The sequence below is a fragment of the Solibacillus sp. CAU 1738 genome (assembly GCF_039888725.1).
Taxonomy (GTDB): domain Bacteria; phylum Bacillota; class Bacilli; order Bacillales_A; family Planococcaceae; genus Metasolibacillus.
This window is the reverse complement of sequence record NZ_JBDQQN010000002.1, coordinates 793,309-819,573: the sequence shown is the minus strand read 5'-3', so window position 1 is coordinate 819,573 and position 26,265 is coordinate 793,309. Positions and strand designations below refer to the sequence as shown.

Below are 26,265 nucleotides of genomic sequence, written 5' to 3'. Positions count from 1 at the left end.
AATGGCTGTACCATTTAGAAGAACTTCTAAAACTGCAAAAAGAAAGCGTCGTACGCATTTCAAATTATCTGTACCTGGTATGGTAGCTTGCCCAAACTGTGGTGAAGCAAAATTAGCTCACCGTATTTGCAAAGCTTGCGGACAATACAAAGGTAAAGAAGTAGTAAGCAAATAATTCAGTATTTGCGCTATATAAAGGCGATAAGAGAGGCCATGGCTCTCTTATCGCCTTTTCTTTATGGGCTGAAATAATGGTTTTATAATATTTGTTGAGGGATTCACTCAATTTCGTACAAAAAAGCACAAGCTCACTCTTTTTTATATACTTGAATTAACGAGAAGTAAATAATGAAAAGGTGAATTGTGGGAGGGTACTGAAAAAGTCCATATAGTTTCACCTTTAGAGCTATCCAAGGATTAATCTCCGAATAACTCTTTTAAAAAATGTTGTTCTCCAGTTGTTTTCCGAAGCTTACCGCTCGCTTTCCGCGGGCGTAGGATTTAGCCTCCTCAGTGCAACACGATGTTGGTCACGAAGCCGTTGCCACAAGGATGTGGCGTACTTAGGCTGCGTTCCTCTATAGCTCCTGCGGGGTCTAAATTTCTCCGCTATCCCGCAGGAGTCGAGCGGACGCTTCTCCAAACAAGATAAAGTGTCGCAAAATCCCTCTCATCTCCGTTAAAATAATATGCAGATGGTGCTCCCGGTAATTTCAAATCAAGAAACACTCAACTTAAGACCGTTAATGGGAATTTACGATATTGTTGTGCCAAAAGATAATATGCTCAGCAAATTTAATGAACTTGTTGATTTTTCATTTATTTTAGTAGAGTTAAAAACAAAATATTGTTTGGATAACGGACGTAACGCGATTCACCCAATTCGCATGTTTAAGTACTTATTATTAAAGAAAATTAATAATGTATCGGACGTTGACTTAGTAGAACACTCACACAATCATGAATACAATGAAGTAAGCGCTCATTCTTGTTAAGGACGCGTTGATTGGAATGAAGGGGCGGCGACTCCTTGGGGATTAGCGCGTGCGGAAAATCCAATTTTTTCGACCCCGACCGAAAAAATTTAGTTGGAGCCGTGCCCCCAGGAAAGCGTCCGGCCCAAAATGGAAATCAACGCCCCCATTCAAAAAGGATGCACTATATTTTGATGCATCTAGAAGTAGTACACATCGACATTTGACGTGAAACCTTAAAACTCTGTTTCTGTTAATTTACTGCGATTAAAATAACCTGAACATTCGAAAAATATAGCGTTCATTCCTTGTCAAATGAAATATCGTTCGTTATGCTTAAGAAAGATGAACTATTTTGACATAATATTTAAGGGGATAAATACATGGCTTATTTAATTGATAAAAACGATGGGATATTAACATTTACTATTAATCGAGAAGAAAAACGGAATGCTGTAAATGATGAAGTGATGGATGGTTTAAAAGAAGTAATTACATATATAAAAGAACATGATGATGTTCGTTTTTTAGTGGTGACAGGTGTAGGAGAAAAATCGTTTTGTTCAGGTGGCGACCTTTCTGTATTTCATGCATTAGAAACTGAGGACCAAGCATTTGGAATGTTAAGTAAGATGGGCAATATATTGTATGAACTAGCTACTTTGCCTGTACCAACAATTGCACTAATTAACGGCACTGCTGTAGGGGGTGGCTGCGAAATTGCTACAGCATGTGATTTTCGTTTAATGGCGAGCCATGCGAAAGCGGGCTTCATACAAGGCACATTAGCTATTACGAGTGGCTGGGGTGGTGGTACGTATTTATTTGAACGTGGACTGCGGCATGACCGTGCGTTAAAAATGTTAGTAGATGCGAAGCCGTATGAAGCACAATTACTCTATGACATAGGATGGGCAATGCGAGTGTTTGAGGGCTCGAAAGAAGTGGCGCTAGACGAATTTATTGCAGAAATGCGCAAGATTCATCCGTCTGTCCACCAAGCATATAAAGAGATTGAGCTGCGAAAATGGCGTGAACGCAATATGTACGAACGTGTCATGGATGAAGTGCGGACTTGTGCAAAACTATGGGAAAGTGAAGCACATCATGAAGCGGTCAATAGCTTCTTAACAAAATCGAAGAAATAATTAACAAGAGGTGTGTGAATAAATTGTTCACGAACCTCTTTTTCATTTAAAATAGCGATTCTATTTCGTCACTTTACGCATATAGTAGTAAAAAATGAGAGGTGATAGAGATGGAAGCGAAAAGAAGAAAAGACCAATGGACACCTGAAGATGATGAAAAATTAGCGGAAATCGTTATTCAGTTTGTGCAAAATGGTAAAACACAACTAGATGCTTTTGCGGAAGCTGCAAATGTGTTAAATCGCACAAAGCAAGCATGCGGTTTTCGTTGGAATAAAACGTTGCGCGGTCAATACGGGCAAATGCTAGGGAGTGTGAAAAAAAGACCGAAACAGTTAATGCGTAGTCATTTAAAACTAGCGTTAACTAGTTTTGATGAGCTAACTGAAGCGTATCAAGAACTTGAATTGAAATACCATGAATTACAAACGGAGCATGACAAGCTAGTAAAATGGCTACAGCAAGGAATGCATTTAACACAAAAACATTAAATTGCACTTAAACTAGAAAATTATTGAATTTATAAGAGAATAAGTGAAAAATGATTGGAATCGCTCGCGTGTGTAACGTACAATGAAATGGAACCTTGTTGTTCGAATTATGCAAAGGGGGATTTTGTATGACACAAGTAAAGGCACCAATGGCAGGAACAGTTTTTGAAGTAAGTGTAAAAGAAGGGGACGTAGTAACTGCGGGACAAACGCTCATTATTTTAGAGTCTATGAAGATGGAAATTCCTTGTGAAGCCGAAGTTGCTGGTACGGTTGTAAAAATTTTAGTTGCTGAAGGCGATTTTATTGATGAAGAAGCAATTTTAGTAGAACTAGCATAACGCCACATAGGGGTGAAAAGGATGGTAAAATTATATAACGAGCAATTACAAAATAAAATCGATGAAATTTATGCGGGTGGTGCGCAGAAGTATCACGATAAGTTACAGGAAACAAATAAATTATTTGTCCGTGATCGGCTAAATTTACTTTTTGATAATGGACTATATGAGGAGGATGGCCGCTTTGCTAATTGTGAAGCGGGCGATTTACCTTCCGATGGTGTCGTTTGTGCAATCGGTAAAGTAGATGGGCAAACTATTTGTGTGATGGCAAATGATTCTACTATAAAAGCGGGTTCATGGGGCTCTCGTACAGTTGAAAAAATTATACGTATACAAGAAACGGCTGAAAAATTACAAGTACCATTATTATATTTAGTTGATTCAGCGGGTGCACGCATTACCGATCAGTTAGAGATGTTTCCTGGGCGCCGAGGTGCAGGGCGAATTTTCCACAATCAAGTACGTCTTAGCGGGATGATTCCGCAAGTTTGTATTTTATTTGGTCCTTCAGCAGCAGGGGGAGCCTATATTCCGGCGTTTTGCGATATTGTTATTATGGTAGAAGGTAATGCGTCGATGTATTTAGGCTCACCACGTATGGCTGAAAAGGTGATCGGAGAAAAGGTTAGCTTAGAAGAAATGGGTGGAGCACGTATGCATTGTACGGTGAGTGGTTGTGGTGATGTATTAGTTCCTTCTGAGGAACAAGCAATTGCACTTGCGAAGCAGTACATTAGCTACTTCCCTGCGAATTTCGTGCAGCTACCTCCACTTAAAGAAATGCGCCCTCCAATTGCAGGGCGCACATTAGAAGAAATTATTCCAGAAAATCAAAATGCACCTTTTGATATGTATGAACTGATAGATCAGCTTATTGATGAAAATAGCTTTTTTGAAATTAAAAAGCTGTTTGCGGCAGAAATAATTACAGGTATAGCACGAATTGACGGACAAGTCATTGGTATAATTGCGAACCAGCCGAAAGTAAAAGGTGGCGTATTATTTGTCGATTCGGCTGATAAAGCGGCTAAATTTATTACTTTATGTGATGCGTTTTCTATTCCGTTATTGTTTTTAGCTGACGTTCCGGGCTTTATGATTGGGACGAAGGTAGAACGAGCGGGTATTATCCGACACGGTGCAAAATTCATTTCAGCAATGAGCTCTGCAACTGTCCCGAAAATATCTGTTATTGTGCGTAAGGCTTACGGAGCGGGGTTATACGCTATGTGTGGACCTGCATTTGAACCGGACGTTTGTATCGCACTGCCGACTGCACAAATTGCGGTAATGGGACCAGAGGCGGCTGTGAACGCTGTGTACTCGAATAAGATCGAAGCGATTGAGGATCCGAAAGAGCGTATGGCGTATGTAAAAGATAAAATTGAAGAATATAAGCGAGAAATAGATTTATATAAACTAGCTTCCGAAATGGTAGTCGACGAAATAGTCTCGCCTAATCTTTTACGAGAAACATTAATTCAGCGAATTAACTATTATAGCTCTAAACAAATTTCGCTCCCTTCTCGTAAACATCCTGTCTATCCAGTATAATAAAATGAATTGAAGAGCTGTCCCAAAAGTGTTGCTTGAGCTTTTGGGGCTGTTTTACGTTAAATTGCGATAGAGGTGAGTGTATGACACGCATTTATATTATTGGAGCAGGCGCTGTTGGGTTATTAATGGCAAGCTTTTTAAGTGAGTCAGGACATGCTGTAACGGTTGTAACAAGAAGACCTAAACAAGCAGAAAAAATTAATATGCTCGGTATTACGCGATATGAAATAAATGGCGATCAAAAAACATTTGAAGTGCAAGCAACGTCAAAACTAGAAATAACAGATGGAGCAATAGTGATCGTCACAACTAAATATGATGCATTACAATCGATTTATCCTTCTCTCGCTAAATTACGACCAGATGTCCCGCTACTATTCTTGCAAAACGGCTTAGCCCATATGGAGAAAGTGTTAGCTTTACAGCATGAAAATATTACATTTGGTTCAGTGCAATTTGGGGCACAAAAAGGTGAGGAGACGTCTGTATATCATAGAGGGCTAGGAGTATTAAAACTAGCAATTGCTCGTGGGGATAAGCGTGTTGTTCAATTATTAGACTTTATTAAGCTTGAGTCATTTTCTGTACAACTAGAAAATGATGCAGAACAAATGTTGTTTGAAAAGGCATTATTAAATTGTTTTATTAATCCGTTAACGGCGTTGTTAGAAGTGAAAAACGGACAATTGATTCATAATGAGCATGCATTTTACTTGCTTCAGAAATTGTATAAAGAACTAATGGCAGCTTTTCCGAGCGTGGAACAAACATTTCCGTTTCAATCGGTGTATGATTTATGTGAACGCACAGCGAATAATACGTCATCTATGCTAGCTGACAGGCAGAAAAATCGGAAATTGGAGACGGAGACAATAGTTGGAGCAGTCATTAATAAAGCGAAAAAAATAGGACAAGAGGTGCCGACTTTACAAGTATTATACAGCTTATTGTTGGCTGTAGAGGAGAGCGGTGAGAAAATGTGAATATAATGGGATTTATTTTAGCGATAATAATAATTTTTCCACTTATAGCACTTATCATTACATATTTTATTTGCAAGAAAATGAAAATTAGCAATGTGAAATCAGTTGGTTTCGCAGCGGACGTGGCAACGTTTTTACTATTCTTTTCGGTCCCGCTAGCCGTGAATAGCATCTGGGACATATCTATCGTCTTACCGCTTATAATGATTGCGGTATTTATCGCAATTGCTTTTACATATATGGATTGGCGCACAAAAAAGGAAATTGAAGTAATGCAGCTGCTAAAAAAAATATGGCGTGTTTATTTTATTTTGCTAAGTGCAATTTATTTTTTCCTTTGGGTAGCTGGTCTGGTGCTTAATATTATGGAATTTGTTTCAGTTTAAGCAAATTCGTTTTCGAAATCGCTTTGAACGATTACAATAAATGCAGAAGGATATATTAGCATAGTAAATAAAAATAATTATACAATGTGTACTACAAGTAGAGTGATAGAAAGTAGAGGAGTTTGTTTAATGAAGCTGGAGCAACGAACATTACCAGTACAAAATGAATTGTTAGCACATTATTGGTCTGAAGAAGCGGCGATTCATTCTTTTTTTGATTACCGATATAATGATGCAGCATTTTCAGAGCGTGCAAATTATTTAAATAGTAAATCATACAATACGGAACAATTAAGTGCAGTCATACGTTCGTATATGGCACCGTTCGGAATATCGAATGCGGCAGAAGAACATTTAGCGGAGCTTGCAGCGGGGGCTCATGTTGTTGTAGGTGGTCAGCAAGCGGGTGTATTTACTGGACCGATGTATTCTGTGCATAAAGCGATTTCGGTTATAGTATTGGCAAAAGAGCAACGTGAAAAATTAGGGCAGCCTGTTGTTCCGCTATTTTGGATTGCGGGAGAGGACCATGATTTAGAAGAGATTAATCATACGTTTACGATTGTTGAAGGAATGGTGAAAAAAAGAGGCTACGGAGAACGGTCGAAACGTAAAACGATGGCTTCAACTACACCTTTAAATCAAGCGGAGATGGAACGTCTAGTACACACTGTGTTTGCAGATTTTGGTGAAACTGCGTATACAAAGGAACTACTAAATAATGTGCTCAGCCATTTGCGAAATAGTAAAACATTTACAGCGTTTTTCACCGCATTGATGAATGACCTGTTTGCTAAGCATGGGCTATTAATGGTTGATTCAGCTTATACACCATTCCGCCAATATGAAAAAGAATATTTCAAAGCTATTATTGAAAATAATGAAGAAATTGCCCGCGTTGTTGTTGAAAAGGAAGGGCAGTTGAACTCAGCTGGCTATGGTACACCGATTGAGGCAACTGTAAGTAATGCAAATCTTTTTTTTGTTCAGGATGGGGAACGTTTTTTACTAGAAAGAAAAGGCGATTACTATTCAAATGTTTTAGGTCATATAAAAATGACGCAAGAAGAGCTGCTTTTAGTTGCAGAGAATTCGCCTGAATGTTTGAGTAATAATGTTGTAACGCGACCGCTTATGCAAGAAATGACAATTCCGGTGCTCGCATTTGTCGGTGGTCCAGGTGAGCTAGCGTATTGGGCGACATTAAAAGGTGCATTCGATGTTTTACAGTTGCAAATGCCGATTTTTGCACCTCGTTTAAATATTTCGTTAGTAACAAGAGCTATGGATCCGTTATTGAAGCAATATGATTTGTCATTTGAAGATGTCACGGCAGGAAAAGTAGAAGAATTAAAAGATTTGTTTGTCGATAGCGTGCAAGATCTAGAAGCTCAGCGACAAATCGATGTGATGCAAGAAATATTAATAGACCAATTAGATAAACTAGAGCAACATTTACAACAAACACAACTTGCATTACACAATGTAATTGAAAAAAATCAACAATATCACGTATTGCAATTCGATTATTTGCGTAAGAAACTCGCGCAACAAGTACTAGTTAAGCATGAGGTGGCACTTCGTCAATTTAATCTATTGTCTGCGGAGCTATATCCGAATAATGGCTTCCAAGAACGTGTATATAATCCTTATCAATATATTAATCAGTACGGTCCGTCTTTAGTAGATGATTTATTGGAACTTGAATTAGTTCCATCTAACTATCACAACATCGTTCTATTGTAACAAAAAAGAGCTATTTCCTTAAGGGAAATGGCTTTTTTTGTATTTCTGTACTAAATAAGTACTGCTTAGTAAGGTCTAATTACACAATTTCACAATTCTTGTCAACAATTATTTGAAATAGGTGGTGCAAAGTGGGGCGTTGTGGTACATTATTTAGTAAAGTGGGGTGAGTAGCATGTTCATGGGAGAATATCAGCATTCCGTTGATGTGAAGGGACGTTTAATCATTCCTTCGAAGTTCCGGGATTTGTTAGGCGAAACGTTCGTAATTACGCGCGGATTAGATAACTGTATCTTTGGCTACCCTATGGATGAATGGCGAAAACTCGAAGAAAAATTAAAAGATTTGCCCATGACTAAAAAAGACGCACGTGCATTCGCTCGTTTTTTCTTTTCAGGGGCAACAGAAGTCGACTTGGACAAGCAAGGCCGAATGAATATACCATCTACACTCGTTACATACGCTCATTTAGAAAAAGAGTGTGTCATTTTAGGTGTATCGAGCAGGATTGAAATTTGGGCGAAAGAATCTTGGGACAAGTATTACGACGAATCTGAAGAGTCTTTTAATGAAATCGCAGAGAATATGATAGGCTTTGATTTTTAAATTGCAATTAAAGGAGTAAAACGGCATGTTCGATCATACAACCGTGTTATTAAAAGAAACTGTTGATGGATTGAACATCAATCCCGATGGTGTATATGTAGACTGTACTTTAGGTGGCGCAGGTCATAGCGAGTATTTAGTAAAACAATTATCCTCTAAAGGTCGTCTTATTTGTTTCGACCAAGATACTATAGCAATCGATAATGCAAAAATTCGTTTAGCTGATTATTTAGATCGTATTACATTTGTTCATTCAAATTTCAGATATTTGAAGGACGAGCTATACGCTTTAAATATTCAAAAAGTAGACGGGATTTTATATGATTTAGGGGTTTCGTCACCACAGCTTGATACGCCAGAGCGCGGCTTTAGCTATCATCATGATGCACCACTTGATATGCGTATGGATCAAACAGCTGAACTAACAGCATTCCATGTTGTTAATGAGTGGTCTTATGAAAATTTAGTACGCATTTTTTTCCGTTACGGAGAAGAAAAATTTTCTAAGCAAGTTGCTCGCAAAATTGAAGAAGCGAGAAAGACTGCACCTATCGAAACGACAGGTCAGTTAGTAGAATTAATTAAAGATGGTATTCCTGCTCCGGCACGTCGTAAAGGTGGACATCCAGCGAAACGTATTTTCCAAGCAATTCGTATTGCTGTAAATGACGAGTTAGGCGCAGCAGAAGACTCATTAGTAGACGCGATCGATATACTAGCAATCGGTGGCAGAATAAGTGTTATAACTTTCCATTCTTTAGAAGACCGTTTATGCAAAACGATTTTTAAGGAAGCGTCCTCATTACCTGATTTGCCGCCTGGTTTACCCGTAATTCCAGACAATATGAAACCGACGTTAAAGTTAATAACACGTAAACCTATTTTACCAACAGATGAGGAGTTAGAAGCAAACAATCGTTCGCGCTCAGCAAAGTTACGCATTGCTGAAAAATTAAATGATAAAGGACGTGGGTGAAGATGGCGGTACGTGTAAGACAGCAACCGTATATACAACAGCCAGCAACATTACCACAACCTCAGCAGCCCGCTTATCAGCCAACAAAAGGGACCACCAATAAAAAGAAGTACTCTATTATTTCGAAGCGAGAAAAATTGCTGTACGTTGTGTTTATGGTAGTCGTTGCATTATTCGCAGTATCAATATTACATACACAAGGAAAAATCCAAACTACGAGCATTGAAATTCAAAAAATTGAATCAGAAATCTCAGAAGTTTCTAAGCAAAATGTGGATTTAAAAGTACGTGTAAGTGAACTATCTACGTATGAACGTATTTGGGAAAAAGCAAAAGAACTCGGTTTGACTCTTAACGAGAAAAATGTAAAGGTAGTGCCGGGAGAATGAAAAAGAGTACATTTCGTTTCCAACGTGGAGCCTTCCTGATGTTTTTAATATACGGAGGGCTCTTTTTACTATTATTTTGGCGTATCGTTCATATACAAACGACTGGCGAATTAAAAGGCTATTCATTAGAGGCGGAAGCTGCAGCAAGATATGCGAAGGAATACAATTTATCGGCTAATCGTGGACGTATATTAGATCGTAATGAAAATATAATTGCAGAAGATACGCTTAGTTATAAAATGATTGCAGTAGTGAGAAAGTCTGTTACAACTAATGCTGATAAACCAAAGCATGTAGTAGATCCCGCTAAAACTGCGAGAGTACTAGCAGAATATATCCCGATGGAAGAAAAAGATATTTATGCTCGTCTTACTAAAGAAGGAGATCCGTATCAAGTAGAGTTTGGCTCGGCGGGGCGTAATATTAGTCACGAGGTCATGAACGCAATAAAAGAGGAAAAGTTACCGGGGATAATTTTTGTTAGTGATACGAAACGATATTATCCGAATGGTGCTTTTGCCTCCCACTTAATCGGTTTTGCTCAAGAAGAAAAGCAAGAAGATAGTACGATGAAAACCGTCGGTAAAATGGGTTTGGAATATACGTATAATAAGCAGTTAACAGGAGTTCCAGGGTCATTATCATATGATAGTGATAGATTCGGGTACTTATTGCCGAGTAGCGAGAAAGTGATTCAGCCTGCAAAAGATGGCGCCGATATTTATTTGACTCTAGATAAAACAATTCAAAATTTTTTAGAAGAGTCGATGACGCGTGTAGAAGAAAAATATAATCCTGAATCGATGACTGCAGTTGTTGCAAATCCCAAAACGGGTGAGATATTAGCGATGTCACAGCGTCCAACATTCGATCCAGACAACCGAATAGGTCTAGAATCTAATTGGTTAAATGAAGCGATTGAAGAAGTGATTGAACCAGGTTCAACAATGAAGATATTTACACTTGCAGCAGCAATTGATTCAGGAAACTGGTATCCAAATGAAAAATATCAATCAGGTAGATACACAATATTAGGTTCTACTATTAATGACCATGATCCAAACGGTTGGGGCAGGATTAGTTATTTAGAAGGTTTCCAACGTTCTTCGAATACAGCGATGGCGCATTTGCTCGAAATTATGGGTGCTGATACATTTATTGATTATTTGGATAAATTTGGATTTGGTGAAAAAACAGGAATTGACTTACCAGGTGAAGCGAGTGGTACGATTTTAACGAAGTATCCAATTAATAAAGTAACTACAGCTTTTGGACAAGGTTCTACAGTTACGCCAATTCAATTAATTCAGGCGCTGACAGCTATAGCTAATGATGGTCAAATGATGCAACCTTTCGTTATTGATAAAATAGTAGATCCGAATACAGGTGGAATTATTTTAGATGATGGACCAATCATCAAGGATAATCCAATATCTGCTGAAACTGCTAAGCAAGTACGTGAAATATTAGCTTCTACAGTTACGAGTGAAGTAGGTACAGCAAGACGTTTTGCATTAGATGGTTATGATGTAGCTGGAAAAACAGGGACAGCTCAGATTCCTAAAGAGGGTGGGGGCTATTACTGGGGGAAAAATCAATTTCTTTATTCTTTTTTAGGAATGGCACCAGTAGACGACCCGCAATTGATTATGTATATTGCTATTGAAAAACCAAAGTTAGCTGAAACAGAGTCTGGTTCGGAGCCCGCTGCTGAAATATTTAAATCTGTCATGGAAAATAGTTTGAAGTATTTGAATATTAACCCTGAGCAAGTAGCTGAAGTACAAACAACTAAACTCCCTGATTATATCGGTCAAGCTTCAGAAACAGTGCAAGTAGAACTGATTAATAAAGGGTTAACGCCAGTTATTATTGGTGAAGGTGGTTCTGTAATTGAACAATATCCAAAAGCGGATTTACAAGTAACGAATGGTAGTCTCGTATTTTTAAAAACAGATGGTCCAATAACGTTACCATCATTTGAGAACTGGTCACTCCGCAATATGCTCATCTATAAAACGATGTCACAGCTACCAATTGAAATTGTTGGTGAAGGCTATGTCGAAAGTCAGAGTGTATCTGCAAATACAGTCATTTTAGATACTTCACCAATAGTCGTGAAGCTAAAAACACCAGCACAAATTTATGCTCAAGAGCCCGAAGAAGTAGACGCAGAAGAGGATCAATTACCTCAAGATTAAAGTTGTACTGAATAGAAGTCCATTTCAAAACATACTTTGTTAAAAACGGAGTGTGGCTTTGTGAAGTGGATTTCAGTACATTCGAAAAAGCGGTTACAATGGATTGTGTTCGCTTTTTTATTTTACGGTATTGCAGTCATAATTCGGTTGATCTATGTTCAAATTATACAGCAAGATGAATTGACAGAAATAGCAAAGGCTAATTGGGATCGTGAAATACCTTTTGCAACTGAGAGAGGTAAAATTGTCGATCGCAATGGAGAAGAGATTGTTACGAATAAACTTGCTCCAACACTTTATTTTATACCTGCGCAAAATGATAATGTAGAACTTGCAGCTAAACAATTGGCACAAATATTGCAAGCTGATGAGGCAAGTTTACTAAAAAAAATGCAAAAGAAAGCATATCTTATAAAACTTGCTCCTGAAGGGAAAAATATTACACAAGAGCAGGCAGAAGCTGTACAGGCGCTCGGGATAAAAGGACTTTATAGCGGTGTCGATTATATGCGACATTATCCGTACGGTTCGTTGCTATCACGTTTCATAGGGTTTACTGGTTATGATAACCAAGGTTTAGCCGGGATAGAGTATGAATACGATAAAATATTAACCGGCAATAACGCGGCGATACGCTTATTTATGGATGCGAAGAACACGGAGATGGAACACGTCGATGATGAATGGAAAGAGGGAGAAGCTGGGGCGACTGTTGAATTAACAATTGATTTAACTGCTCAACAAGTTTTAGAACGCGAGCTGTCTCAAGCGATGATTCGTTTAAACGCGGATCAAGCAATCGGTATGGCGATGAATCCAAATACAGGTGAAATTCTAGCCTTGTCTTCGTTCCCAACATATGACCCCGCGGATTTTGCGAAAGTAGATTCTACTATATACAACCGAAATTTGCCTGTCTTTATGACGTATGAGCCGGGCTCAACATTTAAAATCATTACACTTAGTGCAGCATTAGAAGAAGGCGTAGTAGATCTTGAACGTGACCATTTTTATGATGCTGGCTACACTATGGTAGAAGGGGCAAAGCTTCGTTGTTGGAAACGCGAAGGACATAAAAATGAAACGTTTTTAGAAGTAGTAGAAAACTCCTGCAACCCCGGTTTTATTGAGCTTGGGCAACGTGTTGGTTCTACAAAGCTATTACAATATATTAAAGACTTCGGTTTTGGACAAAAGACAGGCTCTAATATAGCTGGAGAAGCGAGTGGAATATTATTTTCGGAAGAAGGTTTTGGTCCCGTCGAACACGCAACAACGTCGTTTGGCCAAGGTATTTCTGTTACACCTATCCAGCAAATGCAAGCAGTCGCAGCAGCAATTAATGGCGGAACTCTTTATACACCATATGTAGTGTCTAAAATTATTGGTGAAGACGGAGTTATCTCGGAGCAAAAACCTGTTGCCAAGCGGCAGGTTATTAGTGAAGCTACCTCTGCTCAAGTTCGACATGCGTTAGAGTCTGTAGTAGCAAAGGGTTCAGGAAAGCAAGCATTTCGTGAAGGACTGCGAATAGGTGGTAAAACGGGGACAGCACAAAAGGTAGAAAATGGGCGCTATAAAGAGGGCGATTACATCGTTTCGTTTATCGGATTTGCCCCTGCAGATAACCCACAAATAATTGTTTATGTTGCCATTGACAATCCGAAAAGTCATTTACAATTCGGCGGACTTATAGCTGCTCCAATTGTTGGGCAAATTATAGAAGATATCGCTCCTATTATTGGCATTGAAAAGTCGAGCGAGCAAATTGACAAAGCTACAGTTTGGACGGATCCGATTATGGCTGAAGTTCCAGATTTTGTAGGTAAAACGATTGACGAAGTTGTGCAGCAATATTATCCATACAAGCTTGAATGGCATGGAGAAGGAAAGATTGTATCGGATCAAATGCCACTTGCTGGGAACAAGATTGAGCAAGACGGGATAATTCATTTATATTTAACTAACTAATTCTATAAATTCTTTTAAAATGAGTATAAAACAACTATTATTATGAAGGATGTCAATCTAGATAGAAGAATTAAAGGAGATTTAACATGACACTTGCAACAACAATGACCATTTTAGCAATTTCATTTGTACTAACAGTGATTTTAGCCCCTATTGGAATTCCTATGCTACGAAGGCTGAAATTTGGTCAAAGTATTCGTGAAGAAGGACCGCAATCACATATGAAAAAAGCTGGTACCCCGACAATGGGAGGTATTCTTTTTGTAATATCAATAATTGCGACGACGGTAATTGCTGGGAATATTTACGAATTATTCACAACACAAACAGTTGTTTTATTACTCGTTTTAGTAGGTTTTGGTGTAATTGGCTTTTTAGATGATGGAATTAAAGTAATTTTTAAACGAAACTTAGGTTTAACATCATTACAAAAATTAATTGGTCAAATTATTATTTCGATTGCAGCGTTTATGCTGCTTCGTTTAGGAACATTCGATACATCGATCACAATTCCGTTCACGGACTTAAATCTTGATTTCGGTTTATTTTATGTAGCATTTTTAATTTTCTGGTTAGTAGGATTCTCTAACGCTGTCAACTTAACGGATGGTTTAGATGGATTAGTAGCTGGTACTGCTTCAATCGCATTTGCTGCATTTGGTGTTATTGCGCTTTTTAATGAGCAAGCAGATATTGCATTATTTGCTTTTGCAGTAACTGGCGCATTACTTGGCTTTTTAATTTTTAATGCCAATCCAGCAAAAGTATTTATGGGAGATACAGGCTCACTTGCTCTTGGTGGGGCATTGGCAATGATTTCGGTTTTAGTAAAGGCAGAATTATTATTATTACTAGTTGGTTTAGTATTCGTTATTGAAACATTGTCTGTTATTTTACAAGTAGGGAGCTTCAAATTACGCAAAAAACGTATTTTTAAAATGAGTCCAATTCACCATCATTTCGAATTATCAGGTTGGTCAGAATGGAAAGTAGTGCTTGTATTTTGGTCTACTGGTTTAATTGTCGCATTAATTGCAGTATTTTTGGAGGCGTTCGTATGATCGAATATAAAGAGTTACAACATAAAAAAGTTTTAGTATTAGGGTTAGCGAAAAGTGGTGTTGCAGCAGCAGAGTTATTGCACGAGTTAGGTGCTTTCGTAACGGTAAATGACGCTAAACCATTTGATGCAAATTCTGAAGCACAAAGCCTGCTATCAAAGGGAATTACAGTTATTTGCGGTCGTCATCCTGAAGATTTATTAGACGAAGGATTTGAGTTAGTCGTAAAAAACCCTGGTATTCCATATAGCAATCCAATTATTGCAGATGCTCTAAAGCGGGAATTACCAGTCATTACAGAAATGGAACTTGCATATTTAGTTAGTGAAGCACCTTTTATAGGCATTACAGGATCAAACGGTAAAACAACTACAACGACTCTCGTATATGAAATGCTTGAAAAAGGGAAGAAGCAACCTTTAATCGCAGGTAATATTGGAACAGTTGCTTGTAGTGTCGCAGCGGAAGCAACTGTAGATAATGTCATAGTAACAGAGCTATCTAGTTTTCAATTAATGGGCACACGTACATTTAAACCCCGCATCGCTATTTTAACGAATTTATATGATGCACATTTAGATTATCACGGATCATTTGATAATTACGCAGATGCGAAATTTAGTGTAACGCGCAATCAAGATAACAATGATTATTTCATTTACAATGCAGATCAACCAATCGTTTGTAGCTATGCAGCAAAATCGAATGCGCAAAAAGTGCCATTCACAACAAAAGGCAAAACGGAGCAAGGCATTAGTGCAGATGATACAGCAATCTATTGGCGTGGTGAGTACATTCTAAATCGTGCTGATATTGCATTACCTGGAAAACATAATTTAGAAAATATTTTATGTGCGGTTGGTGCTGCTTTACTTATAAATTGTCCACTTGATGCGATTAAAGAAGTACTAGCTACATTCACTGGCGTTCGTCATAGAACACAGTTTGTCCGTGAATGGAAAGGTATTAAAGTGTACAACGATTCAAAAGCAACAAACTGTTTAGCAACAAAAAGTGCACTAGAAGCATTTAAACAACCGATAGTGCTACTTGCTGGGGGCTTAGATCGCGGCCATTCATTTGAAGAATTACGCGACTCTATGAGCAATGTAAAGGCCGTAGTTGCATTCGGTGAAACAGGTTTACGCTTTATAGATTTTGCGAAATCTTGCGGTATTGAGCAAACAATTGCTGCAACGAATGTAGAAGATGCAACCGTTTATGCGGCAAAACTTTCTGTAGCAGGAGACGTCATGTTATTATCACCTGCCTGTGCAAGCTGGGACCAATATGATAGCTTCGAAATTCGAGGAGACTTATTTATCGACAGTGTTTTGAAGCTTGTATAACAACTAAAAATAGAAAGGATGCCCTAGCTGACGCATCAATATAAAAGGCTATTTGTATTCTGCGCCTGTATGTTATCTGTTGTTGGTATAGTTTTTGTCTATTCAGCCAGTACATATTGGAGTTCGGTGCATTACGAAGGGCAAACGCCTTTTTATATAAAACAATTAGTATATTTTTTACTTGCCTGTGTTGTATTTTTTGTAGTTGTAAAAGGGCCTTCAATAACAGAGAAACACGCGTTTTGGCTATATGTAATTTCACTTGTGCTGCTAGTAGCAGTATTAATACCAGGTATTGGTATTTGGCGCAATGGCTCGAGAAGCTGGATAGGTATCGGTCCACTAACATTACAGCCAGCAGAGCTCGTAAAAATTACGACTCTATTGTACTTAAGTATACGTTTAGCAAAAGTGAAATCGTATGAACGTGTTGTAAAGCTCGAGCATTTCATTATTTTATTTATACCAGCTACACTCATTATGTTACAGCCTGACTTTGGTGCTGTATTCATATTAATAGTGACAGGTTTTGTCCTATTATTTATTGCTAAATATCCGATTAAGTTGTATGTATTATGCTTAGCATTAGGAGCGGGTGGCTTAGTCTATTTAATTTTATCCGCTCCATATCGACTAAAACGGATAGAAGCGTTTTTAAACCCCTGGGCGGATTCATTAGGGAGCGGGTTCCAAGCAGTACAATCATTGCTTGCTATTGGTCCAGCTGGATTGTTCGGACACGGCTTTTTGCAAAGTCGTCAAAAGTATTTATATTTACCAGAGCCACAAAATGATTTTATTTTTTCGATATTGTTAGAGGAAATAGGCTTGATCGGTGGTGCAGGAGTACTTTTGCTATTTACGGTATTGTTGTACAGCGGATATTCACTAGCTGTTAGGGCATATAGCTTAGAGCAGTTTTACATTATTTGTGCGCTAACGTCTATGATTGCGATACAAGCTTGCTTAAACATTGGCGTAGTTATAGGACTACTGCCCGTAACAGGTGTTACATTACCGTTCATTAGTTATGGTGGTACATCTCTTGTAGTCGTATGGTTAACCGTTGCGCTCATTATTAATGTCGCCAATAGTGGAAGGAGGGAGTAAAAAAGATGGAAAAAATTATTGATATTGAAGATCGTATACCAACTCTTAGGGAAAAGCGTAGAAAGCGCACGAATATTAAATTTATTGTTTTAACAACTGTGTTCGTGTTCATCCTATTTTTACTCCTATATTTCCAATCACCGTATAGTAATATCAAAAAAATAGAAGTGAACGGAAGCGTCATAGAAAGTGAATTGTTTTATTTAAAACAGTCTGGTTTAAAGCAGGACGATTCGATGTGGGGCTTCCGTAAAAATGAAGTTGAAGCGGCTTTAATGGAAAATAATTGGGTGAAATCAGCAACAGTCGAACGGAAATTACTAACAAAAGTAATTATTCAAATCGAAGAATGGCAAAAGGTTGCTTATATCTCAAAGGATAATCATTTTTACCCGATGCTAGAAAATGGTGTCATATTAGAAGAACAAAGTGAGTTACTACCACTAGATGCACCGATTTTCTTGTCATTTGAAGATGAGGATTTGCGTAAGCGCTTGTTGAAAGAATTAGTAAAACTCGATAAAGAGGTACTCGCTCTTATTTCGCAAATTAATGCAACACCTACGAGTACAGATCCCTTTGCAATAACGTTATTTATGAATGACGGTTACGAAGTGCGTGCAGAAATAACAACACTTGCAAGTAAGTTAAACTATTATCCGTCAATTATAGCCCAAATTGAAAGTACGGAAGGCTATGAAAAAGGCATAATCGATATCGAGGTCGGTTCATATTACCGCTCTTATTCAGATGAATATGCATCGATGAAATTTGACGGAGCAGGAGAAGGACAGGAAGTGGGACAAGATGAAGAAGGATCAGCACAATAAAAAGACTCCTATATTTCAGCGTAAATATTTTGTGCTGTTAATCGTTTGTATCATCACGGGCTTTTTTATAGGTTACTCATACAATCTTTCTAAAGATAAAAAACAAGTTAACCCCATTTCTGGTACGAATTACCAGCAACAAGAAGTATATCGGGCGGAACTAATTGAGCAGCAAGAACGTAATAAAGAATTAGCGGACGAGCTTAATATCCTTCAGCAAAAAATTCGTAATTATGAAAAGGAATTTACTTCAAATGAAGTCGAGTATGAGGAGTTAGTTCAAGAGGCAGAGCGCTTGCGTTTACTCTTAGGATATATATCTGGTCAAGGTCAAGGAATAAAGCTAACTTTAGCAGATGGGGAATACGATCCTAGCTCAACGAATCCAAACGATTATATTGTGCACGAAAGCCATATTTTTAAAGTGCTAACAGAGTTGAAAATTGCTGGTGCAGAAGCGATTTCGATAAATGGACAGCGACTTAAGACAAATTCGTACATAAGTTGTAACGGTCCGGTTATTACAGTCGATGGTAAGCAGTTTCCTGCTCCGTTTATCATAGAAGCGGTCGGTAAACAAGATGTATTAATCGCCTCGTTAGAGCTTGCAGGTGGGGTATTTGACCAACTGCTTAATGAACGGATTCTTGTTACTCTAGAAAAAAGCAATGAAATACAAATGCCGTCCATCACTGAAGAAAGCTAGTCGGGGGATTTATATGACGAAAAGAAAATATTTGCATATTACGCTTATATCATTTGTCATCGGTTTAATGCTTGCTGTGCAATACAATACAGTAAAAAATCCTGCTGATGTGCGAGATACACGTGATATATGGGAAATCCGCCAAGAACTTTCGGAGGAGAAAAAACGGCATTCGGAACTATTAACAAGTATCCGTGGACTGAATGATGTTGTAAATAAATATGAAGATGCAGAATTTAATAATCCTGAAATATTATTACGCGATACAGTCGATGATTTGCAACGTCAAGCAGGTTTGTTGCCTGTCGAAGGACCAGGATTAACTTTGACAATTAAACCATCACAGGAGCTTATGCTTTACGGCTATCAAGTAGAAGCTGTTCCTCCAGAGTTACTGTTTCGCTTAGTTAATGATATTTTTCGTCATAGTGGGCAGTATATAGAAATCGATGGACAACGACTACTACATACAACTGCTATACGCGATATTAACGGGCGAACAACGATTAATAGCGTACCAATTAGTAATTCGAATGTTGAAGTGAAAATAATAATGCCATCAATAGAATTAGCCAAAAAATTATACAACCATTTGCTTGCTTCATCATTTATGGACGAGTTTTATCTTGATAATTTAGAACTAAACATTAATGAGGTTGAAAATCGTATTAATATTGCAGAATCAAATACTACTTTAACAAATACGTATTTGGTCGAAAAAAATAAAGGGGATTAGAATATGTGGTTACCACTATTAGGATTAATATTAGGTATAGGGCTAGGTATTCTAACCGATATTCAAATTCCAGCAATATACGAAAATTATTTATCTATTGCTGTACTCGCTGCTCTTGATACGATGTTTGGTGGTATCCGAGCTCAATTGCAGCAAGTATATGATGATAAAGTGTTTATTTCCGGTTTTTTCTTTAATATTGTACTCGCAGCTGGACTAGCCTTCCTCGGTGTACATATAGGAGTTGACCTATATTTAGCTGCTATTTTTGCATTCGGAGTACGCTTGTTCCAAAATATTGCGGTCATTCGTCGGATATTATTGACTAAATTGGAAGAAAGAAGGATAAAAACAAGTGAAAAATCGGCAGAATCACGTTAAAATTTGATTACAGATGTGATTTTGCTTAGACAACAATGGGAATTTACAATAGAATGAACATTAAGAGTATTTGAAGGAGGTGCAGCGAGTTGAGTCATCAAGATATATATATTTCTTTAGACATTGGTTCATCCTCAGTTAAAGTTTTAATAGGCGAAATGAGCGAGCAACAATTGCATGTTATTGGTGTCGGTCACGTTAAATCAAACGGAATTCGTAAAGGCGCCATTGTAGATATTGATGCCACTGTACAATCGATAAAAAAAGCAATAGATCAAGCTGAAAGAATGACAGGAATAAAAATTGAAGAAGTTGTACTCGGTGTACCAGCAAATCAAACATTTTTACAACCAGTAAAAGGTGTCGTTGCAGTTAATAGTGAGAACCGTGAAATTGGTGATGAAGATTTAGAGCGCGTAATTGAGTCTGCGCAAGTTATGTCAATACCACCAGAACGAGAACTTGTTAATTTAATACCTCGTCAATTTATTGTCGATAATTTAGATGAAATCAAAGACCCGCGTGGCATGATTGGTATTCGTTTAGAAATGGATGCAACAATGATTACGACATCCAAAACATTAGTACATAATGTTCTGCGTTGTGTCGAGCGTGCTGGGTTACAAATTCGTGAAATTTATTTACAACCTTTAGCTGCAGGATACTTTTCTTTAACAGAAGACGAAAAAAACCAAGGAACAGCATTTATTGACCTCGGTGGCGGTTCGACTACAGTCGCTGTATTTGAAGAAGGTTTACTGACGCATACAGGCGTGATTCCGGTTGGTGGAGATCATATTACAAAAGATTTATCGATCGTTTTAAAAACACCAACAGAACAAGCAGAAAAAATTAAAAAGCAGTATGGACATGCCTTCTATGATGATGCTTCGGATGACGAGTTGTTTGAAGTACCTGTTGTTGGCACAGATACAACAGACCAATATAGCCAACGTTATATTTCTGAAATTATCGGTGTCCGTTTAGAAGAATTGTTTGAGCTTGTTCTAGATGAATTAGCGCGTTTAGGTGTACGAGATCTACCAGGTGGTGTCGTAATTACAGGTGGTGTGGCTCAATTAGAAGGAATTGCCCAACTAGCTCGCCAAGTAATGCAAACTCGCGTACGTATATATACACCAGATTATATTGGTGTACGTGATCCATCATTTACAACGTCAGTTGGATTAATTAGATATGCACATTCAGATGATAAGTTTTATGGTAGGAGCCCAGGGACACAAGCATCCTCTTATGTTGCTGTAGCGGCTCAGCCAACTCCTTCTAAAAAACAATCGCATCAAGCAGAACATTTAGACAATAGCAATAAAGTAAGTGTTATCGATAAAGCGAAAAATATTTTCAATAAATTCTTTGAATAAGAGCTTACGATAAAAGTCGAGTGAAGTAGGAGGAGAAACAATGTTAGATTTTGATACAAGTATCGATCAACTTGCTGTGATTAAAGTAATTGGTGTAGGTGGAGGCGGTAATAACGCTGTAAACCGCATGATTGAACATGGTGTGCAAGGTGTAGATTTCATAGCAGTAAATACAGATTCACAAGCTTTGAATCTATCAAAAGCTGAATATAAATTACAAATTGGTGGTAAATTAACACGTGGGTTAGGTGCAGGTGCAAACCCAGAAGTAGGGAAAAAGGCTGCTGAGGAAAGCCGTGAGCAAATTGAAGAAGTTCTACGCGGTGCAGATATGGTATTTGTAACGGCAGGTATGGGCGGAGGTACTGGTACAGGTGCTGCCCCTGTAATAGCGCAAATCGCACGTGATTTAGGCGCATTAACAGTTGGTGTAGTAACACGTCCGTTCACATTTGAAGGTCGTAAACGCCAAACACAAGCAATCGGTGGTATAAGCGGCATGAAAGAAGCGGTTGATACGTTAATCGTTATTCCAAATGACAAGCTATTACAAATCGTAGACAAATCAACTCCGATGTTAGAAGCATTCCGTGAAGCGGATAATGTACTTCGTCAAGGTGTACAAGGTATTTCAGATCTAATCGCAACACCAGGTTTAATTAACCTTGACTTTGCGGACGTAAAAACAATTATGTCTGATAAAGGCTCTGCACTTATGGGAATCGGGATCTCTGCAGGTGAAAACCGTGCAACAGAGGCAGCGAAAAAAGCAATCTCAAGTCCATTACTTGAAACTTCAATTGATGGTGCAAAAGGTGTTATTATGAATATTACTGGTGGTACAAACTTAAGTTTATTCGAAGTACAGGAAGCAGCAGATATCGTTGCATCCGCTTCTGATGAAGAAGTGAATATGATTTTCGGTTCTGTTATTAATGAAAACTTAAATGACGAAATTATCGTAACAGTAATCGCAACTGGCTTCTCGGATGATATATTAACGCAACGTCCACCAACGGCAGCTCGTCCGACTTTAGGTGCTCGTCAAGCAGCAGCTACACAGCAGCAAGCACCAACGCGTCAGGAATCCGTACAAGAGATGCCACGTCAAACACAAAATTATCAACAAGATGATGCATTAGATATTCCAACGTTCTTACGTAATCGTAAAAACCGAGGCTAATCAACAATGGAATCGACGAAACTATTAATAGTTTCGTCGATTTTTTTATTTTTCTGCAAGTATTTGTCTAAAACATTTTTCAAATGAATACAATGAAATGACATTTTCTAACATGTTTGCAGTGGTAATCTACTACTAGGAGGAAGCGAAGCATGATTGGAGAATGGCTCATCATAGTCAATACACTATTTAATTATTTACTAGTATTATTTACAAAAGAAATAACAGGTGTGCATGTAACAAAAAAGCGAGCTTTATGTGCAGCGTTTTGTAGTGGTGTAGTAAGTGCAGTTTTTGACGCCTCTATAGCTATAAGTATAGTAAGTGCGTTGTTACTAGTCGGTATAGCATTTTCATTTCGCTTTCACATGCTAATTAAACAAACGGGCGTATTAATTGTAGCAACATTCTTTTTAGGTGGATTATTAACGGCAGTGCAACCTTTATTAGTAGGGCGCTCTTTACTATTTTATATCTTACTTTGTAGCATGCTAGCCATTCTTTGTTCGAAGTGGGCAGAAATGAAATGGCGAAGTTTTTGGCAACAAAATATTCAGGCACGTTATGTCGTAACATGCAAGCTCAGATTAGGAGAGACCGAGCTTGAATTACGCGGCTTTATCGATACGGGCAATATGTGCACCGAGCCAATCAGTCAGCAGCCTGTTCATTTTATTTCTTACAATGCTATTAAAGATAAATTACCAGCCCCGATAGACGAAGCACTCACTACTTGGGATGCAAAGTCGCCATATAATCTTTCCATGTTTCCACGTGAATGGTTAACAATGATACGCCTTATCCCGATTACAACAATCCAACATCGTGCAATTGTGCCTGCATTTCGTTTAACTGAATGGGCAATCGATCAGACGAAGCTTACTGGGCACTATGTCGTACTAACAAAAAATGATACACATTTTCCACAACAAGCCGATATGATGCTACATGTTTTAGCGCTTTCCAATCAAAATAATAAAGGGGGACAATGATTGTTTCAAAAGCTAAGATTATATTTACAAAACATTTGGAGTAAGTTCTTTCGCAAAGGAACATACTATATAGGAGGCCATGATTCATTGCCAGTACCACTTAGTCGAGAAGAAGAATTAACTGTCGTTGAAGCCTTTATGAATGGAGACTTAACAGCAAGAGATACACTAATCGAACGAAATTTACGCCTAGTAGTATACATCGCAAGGCGTTTTGATAATACGGGTACACCGATTGAAGATTTAATTAGTATCGGTTCTATAGGATTAATAAAAGCAATTGAAACATTTAATAAAGAAAAAAATATAAAACTGGCGACGTATGCTTCGCGCTGTATTGAAAATGAAATATTAATGCATTTGCGCAAAACAAGCCGTATGAAAGGTGAAGTATCGTTTGATGAGCCATTAAATTCAGATGCAGATGGCAATGAATTATTATTGTCCGATATTTTAGGAACTGAGGAGCATATTATAACAAATGATGTTGAACGGAAAATTGAGCGTCAACATATGTTTAATGCAATTAATTGTTTAAGTCCGCGTGAAAAATATATTATGGAATGTCGCTTCGGTTTAAACGGCAAAGATGAAATGACGCAAAAGGAAGTAGCTGATCATTTAGGCATCTCACAATCATATATTTCGCGTTTAGAAAAGAAGATAATTTTAGAATTACGTGAATATTTAAATGAACCGATTGCATAAGTTGGATGAATTTGGCGTAGTTTTTCACGCATAGCCTACATTGTTCGAGGACAAACTGAACGAAAGATAAAACGTTCGGAGGAAAAGAAATGATGCGAACAAAAGTAGAACTATGCGGAGTAGACACATCGAAATTACCTGTACTAAAACATGAAGAAATGAAAGCTTTATTTATTAGGTTACAAGCAGGCGAAGTAGAAGTACGTGATGAACTTGTTATAAGTAATTTACGTCTTGTGTTAAGTATTGTTGGGCGATTCTCATATAGAGGAGAGCAGGCAGATGATTTATTTCAAGTAGGATGTATAGGTTTATTAAAAGCGGTTGATCATTTTGATTTAAAGCATAATGTACGTTTTTCAACGTATGCTGTACCAATGATAATTGGTGAAATTCGTAGACATCTTCGCGATCATCATGCACTGCGCGTATCGCGGTCATTGCGAGATATTGCTTATAAAGCGATGCAAGCGAAGGAACAATTTATTGCAACGCATCTTTATGAGCCAACTATTGAACAGTTGGCAGAATTAATTGAAATGAAGCCTGAGGATGTACTGTTCGCACTTGATGCAATTCAAGATCCTGTATCATTGCAAGAGCCTATTTATTCAGATGGTGGCGATGCAATGTATTTAATGGACCAATTAAAAGGAGATGTGTCAGAAGATCAATGGGTGGCCTATGTATCGGTGAAGGACAGCTTGCAAAAATTAGATGAACGCCAGCAACTAATTGTCGCAAAACGTTTTTATTACGGCGAAACACAAACAGAAATAGCGAAGTCTCTCGGCATTTCACAAGCGCAAATTTCGAGGCTTGAAAAAAGTGCGATGGAATTAATGCAGCGAGACTATATGTAATGCGACTATCCCAAAAGTACAAAGGCGTACTCTTGGGATAGTTTTATTTAAATTCCGATTATTAAAAAAGGGGGACTAAAATGAAATTTTCGGTAGCGCAGCAAAAGGAAATAATTGAAGCAGGAAGTGGTCGTTTTATAGGTTATATTATAGATGCGGAAATTTGTGAGAAAAGCGGGATGATTATAGGTTTTGTTGTTTCAGAACCGAAAAAATTTTATCATATATTAAACGGGGAAGAAACTACTAGAAAAATAGCTATTGAAGATATACTTACAGTAGGCAAAGATGTCATTTTAGTGAAAGGCTCTGTATTAACACAATTTCATGGGCAATAATAATTTTCCACCAAATTAATAATAAAAATGAGTATTGAAAAGCAGGTGCTTCACTATTAGTCGGTCAAAAAAACTTAAATTCGAATAGAAGTTTCGATTAATAGGTCTCGCTATTCATTGATAAATAACGCTTAGCTTGATACAATGAAAAAAACTAATGTTGTAAAGTTGGGAATAAAGTGGCGAAGATTACTGAAAATTTAGCACAAATTCAAGCAAATATAGAACGAGCAAAAAGTCGAGCGCATGCAGGCAAGCCAGTTCAAATAATTGCTGTAACTAAAGAAGTAGATGTAGAGCGTACAGAAGAAGCGATTGAAGCTGGGTTAATACATCTAGGAGAAAACCGTCCAGAAGGAATAACGACAAAGCGTGAAGCGATAAAGCACGAGGCGCAGTGGCATTTTATTGGGTCATTGCAAACTCGAAAAGTAAAACAAGTAATTCATCAACTAGATTTTCTGCATTCATTAGATCGTTTAAGTCTAGCAGAAGAAATTGAAAAACGTGCAGATCGTGTAATTAAATGCTTCGTACAAGCAAATGTATCTGGTGAAGAATCAAAGCACGGTTTAGCTAAGGATGAAGTTGTTCCATTTATTAGAAGTTTAGCAGACATGACGAAAATTGAAGTAGTCGGGTTAATGACGATGGCCCCTAATACGGATAATGAGCAAGTCATTCGAGATGTTTTCCGTAATTTAAAAAATTTGCAGCAGGAAGTTGTGGCATTGCAATTACCATATGCACCTTGTACGGAATTATCAATGGGTATGTCCAATGATTATGAAATAGCCGTTGAGGAAGGTGCTACGTTTGTGAGGATTGGCACAGCACTTGTTGGCTAAAAGGA

27 protein-coding genes and 1 pseudogene are annotated in these 26,265 nt (G+C 37.9%); all 28 read left to right on the top strand.

The genetic code is table 11. The annotated features are described in order from the left end of the window. The first annotated feature begins 1 nt into the window (after nucleotide 1). The 28 genes and pseudogenes from rpmF (at nucleotide 2) to AAFN87_RS09145 (ending at nucleotide 26,260) form a co-directional block, all read left to right on the top strand. Nucleotides 2-175, top strand: a complete 174-nt coding sequence (gene rpmF, locus AAFN87_RS09280) for a 50S ribosomal protein L32 (RefSeq protein WP_066543222.1) — start codon at nucleotides 2-4, stop codon at nucleotides 173-175. Between the two features lie 520 nt (nucleotides 176-695). Beyond that, a pseudogene (locus tag AAFN87_RS09275) lies at nucleotides 696-953 on the top strand (transposase); the annotation flags it as partial. Nucleotides 954-1,357: 404 nt separating this feature from the next. Further along, nucleotides 1,358-2,122 carry an enoyl-CoA hydratase/isomerase family protein gene (locus AAFN87_RS09270; protein WP_347790758.1) on the top strand — a complete coding sequence of 255 codons (765 nt, stop codon included), beginning with the start codon at nucleotides 1,358-1,360 and terminating at the stop codon, nucleotides 2,120-2,122. Nucleotides 2,123-2,232: 110 nt separating this feature from the next. After that, nucleotides 2,233-2,613, top strand: a complete 381-nt coding sequence (locus tag AAFN87_RS09265) for a transcriptional regulator (RefSeq protein ID WP_347790757.1) — start codon at nucleotides 2,233-2,235, stop codon at nucleotides 2,611-2,613. Nucleotides 2,614-2,741: 128 nt separating this feature from the next. Beyond that, complete coding sequence (locus AAFN87_RS09260) at nucleotides 2,742-2,954, top strand: biotin/lipoyl-binding carrier protein (protein WP_347790756.1); 213 nt, start codon at nucleotides 2,742-2,744, stop codon at nucleotides 2,952-2,954. Nucleotides 2,955-2,975: 21 nt separating this feature from the next. Beyond that, nucleotides 2,976-4,511 carry an acyl-CoA carboxylase subunit beta gene (locus AAFN87_RS09255; RefSeq protein ID WP_347790755.1) on the top strand — a complete coding sequence of 512 codons (1,536 nt, stop codon included), beginning with the start codon at nucleotides 2,976-2,978 and terminating at the stop codon, nucleotides 4,509-4,511. Nucleotides 4,512-4,594: 83 nt separating this feature from the next. Continuing rightward, on the top strand, nucleotides 4,595-5,497 hold the full coding sequence (locus AAFN87_RS09250; RefSeq protein WP_347790754.1) for a ketopantoate reductase family protein: 903 nt from the start codon (nucleotides 4,595-4,597) through the stop codon (nucleotides 5,495-5,497). 5 nt (nucleotides 5,498-5,502) lie between these two features. Further along, complete coding sequence (locus AAFN87_RS09245; RefSeq protein ID WP_347790842.1) at nucleotides 5,503-5,883, top strand: DUF3397 domain-containing protein; 381 nt, start codon at nucleotides 5,503-5,505, stop codon at nucleotides 5,881-5,883. Between the two features lie 129 nt (nucleotides 5,884-6,012). Further along, nucleotides 6,013-7,629, top strand: coding sequence for a bacillithiol biosynthesis cysteine-adding enzyme BshC (gene bshC / locus AAFN87_RS09240; RefSeq protein ID WP_347790753.1), 1,617 nt, complete (start codon nucleotides 6,013-6,015; stop codon nucleotides 7,627-7,629). Nucleotides 7,630-7,804: 175 nt separating this feature from the next. After that, nucleotides 7,805-8,236: a division/cell wall cluster transcriptional repressor MraZ gene (gene mraZ, locus AAFN87_RS09235; protein ID WP_347790752.1), complete on the top strand. Its 432-nt coding sequence runs from the start codon at nucleotides 7,805-7,807 to the stop codon at nucleotides 8,234-8,236. Between the two features lie 25 nt (nucleotides 8,237-8,261). Continuing rightward, nucleotides 8,262-9,212: a 16S rRNA (cytosine(1402)-N(4))-methyltransferase RsmH gene (rsmH, locus tag AAFN87_RS09230; protein ID WP_347790751.1), complete on the top strand. Its 951-nt coding sequence runs from the start codon at nucleotides 8,262-8,264 to the stop codon at nucleotides 9,210-9,212. A gap of 2 nt (nucleotides 9,213-9,214) precedes the next feature. Then, on the top strand, nucleotides 9,215-9,601 hold the full coding sequence (gene ftsL / locus AAFN87_RS09225) for a cell division protein FtsL (protein WP_347790750.1): 387 nt from the start codon (nucleotides 9,215-9,217) through the stop codon (nucleotides 9,599-9,601). Between the two features lie 38 nt (nucleotides 9,602-9,639). Then, the gene (locus tag AAFN87_RS09220; RefSeq protein WP_347790749.1) at nucleotides 9,640-11,802 is read left to right on the top strand and encodes a penicillin-binding transpeptidase domain-containing protein; all 2,163 of its coding nucleotides are present in this window, start codon (nucleotides 9,640-9,642) and stop codon (nucleotides 11,800-11,802) included. Between the two features lie 60 nt (nucleotides 11,803-11,862). Next, on the top strand, nucleotides 11,863-13,773 hold the full coding sequence (locus AAFN87_RS09215; RefSeq protein WP_347790748.1) for a stage V sporulation protein D: 1,911 nt from the start codon (nucleotides 11,863-11,865) through the stop codon (nucleotides 13,771-13,773). An 86-nt stretch (nucleotides 13,774-13,859) separates the two neighbouring features. Continuing rightward, nucleotides 13,860-14,834 carry a phospho-N-acetylmuramoyl-pentapeptide-transferase gene (gene mraY, locus AAFN87_RS09210; protein WP_347790747.1) on the top strand — a complete coding sequence of 325 codons (975 nt, stop codon included), beginning with the start codon at nucleotides 13,860-13,862 and terminating at the stop codon, nucleotides 14,832-14,834. Continuing rightward, nucleotides 14,831-16,183 carry a UDP-N-acetylmuramoyl-L-alanine--D-glutamate ligase gene (murD, locus tag AAFN87_RS09205; RefSeq protein WP_347790746.1) on the top strand — a complete coding sequence of 451 codons (1,353 nt, stop codon included), beginning with the start codon at nucleotides 14,831-14,833 and terminating at the stop codon, nucleotides 16,181-16,183. Before mraY ends, murD begins: the two co-directional genes overlap by 4 nt. 27 nt (nucleotides 16,184-16,210) lie before the next feature. Then, complete coding sequence (ftsW, locus tag AAFN87_RS09200) at nucleotides 16,211-17,293, top strand: putative lipid II flippase FtsW (RefSeq protein WP_347790841.1); 1,083 nt, start codon at nucleotides 16,211-16,213, stop codon at nucleotides 17,291-17,293. 5 nt (nucleotides 17,294-17,298) lie between these two features. Beyond that, nucleotides 17,299-18,123, top strand: a complete 825-nt coding sequence (locus AAFN87_RS09195; protein ID WP_347790745.1) for a cell division protein FtsQ/DivIB — start codon at nucleotides 17,299-17,301, stop codon at nucleotides 18,121-18,123. Further along, nucleotides 18,101-18,829 carry a DUF881 domain-containing protein gene (locus AAFN87_RS09190; RefSeq protein ID WP_347790744.1) on the top strand — a complete coding sequence of 243 codons (729 nt, stop codon included), beginning with the start codon at nucleotides 18,101-18,103 and terminating at the stop codon, nucleotides 18,827-18,829. Before AAFN87_RS09195 ends, AAFN87_RS09190 begins: the two co-directional genes overlap by 23 nt. A 13-nt stretch (nucleotides 18,830-18,842) precedes the next feature. Continuing rightward, nucleotides 18,843-19,565 (top strand): DUF881 domain-containing protein, encoded by a 723-nt coding sequence (locus AAFN87_RS09185; RefSeq protein ID WP_347790743.1) that lies wholly within the window; start codon nucleotides 18,843-18,845, stop codon nucleotides 19,563-19,565. A 3-nt stretch (nucleotides 19,566-19,568) separates the two neighbouring features. After that, nucleotides 19,569-19,946, top strand: coding sequence for a small basic family protein (locus AAFN87_RS09180; protein ID WP_347790742.1), 378 nt, complete (start codon nucleotides 19,569-19,571; stop codon nucleotides 19,944-19,946). Nucleotides 19,947-20,035: 89 nt separating this feature from the next. Further along, nucleotides 20,036-21,328 (top strand): cell division protein FtsA, encoded by a 1,293-nt coding sequence (gene ftsA, locus AAFN87_RS09175; RefSeq protein WP_347790741.1) that lies wholly within the window; start codon nucleotides 20,036-20,038, stop codon nucleotides 21,326-21,328. A 40-nt stretch (nucleotides 21,329-21,368) separates the two neighbouring features. Beyond that, entirely contained in the window at nucleotides 21,369-22,511 is a 1,143-nt protein-coding gene (gene ftsZ, locus AAFN87_RS09170) for a cell division protein FtsZ (RefSeq protein ID WP_347790740.1), read from the top strand. A 152-nt stretch (nucleotides 22,512-22,663) separates the two neighbouring features. Continuing rightward, entirely contained in the window at nucleotides 22,664-23,503 is an 840-nt protein-coding gene (locus tag AAFN87_RS09165; protein ID WP_347790739.1) for a sigma-E processing peptidase SpoIIGA, read from the top strand. Continuing rightward, nucleotides 23,504-24,211 (top strand): RNA polymerase sporulation sigma factor SigE, encoded by a 708-nt coding sequence (sigE, locus tag AAFN87_RS09160; protein ID WP_347790738.1) that lies wholly within the window; start codon nucleotides 23,504-23,506, stop codon nucleotides 24,209-24,211. A 92-nt stretch (nucleotides 24,212-24,303) separates the two neighbouring features. Further along, nucleotides 24,304-25,074 (top strand): RNA polymerase sporulation sigma factor SigG, encoded by a 771-nt coding sequence (sigG, locus tag AAFN87_RS09155; RefSeq protein WP_347790840.1) that lies wholly within the window; start codon nucleotides 24,304-24,306, stop codon nucleotides 25,072-25,074. 80 nt (nucleotides 25,075-25,154) lie between these two features. Next, on the top strand, nucleotides 25,155-25,412 hold the full coding sequence (locus tag AAFN87_RS09150) for a YlmC/YmxH family sporulation protein (protein WP_347790737.1): 258 nt from the start codon (nucleotides 25,155-25,157) through the stop codon (nucleotides 25,410-25,412). A gap of 179 nt (nucleotides 25,413-25,591) precedes the next feature. Then, nucleotides 25,592-26,260 (top strand): YggS family pyridoxal phosphate-dependent enzyme, encoded by a 669-nt coding sequence (locus AAFN87_RS09145; protein ID WP_347790736.1) that lies wholly within the window; start codon nucleotides 25,592-25,594, stop codon nucleotides 26,258-26,260. Nucleotides 26,261-26,265: the final 5 nt, after the last annotated feature.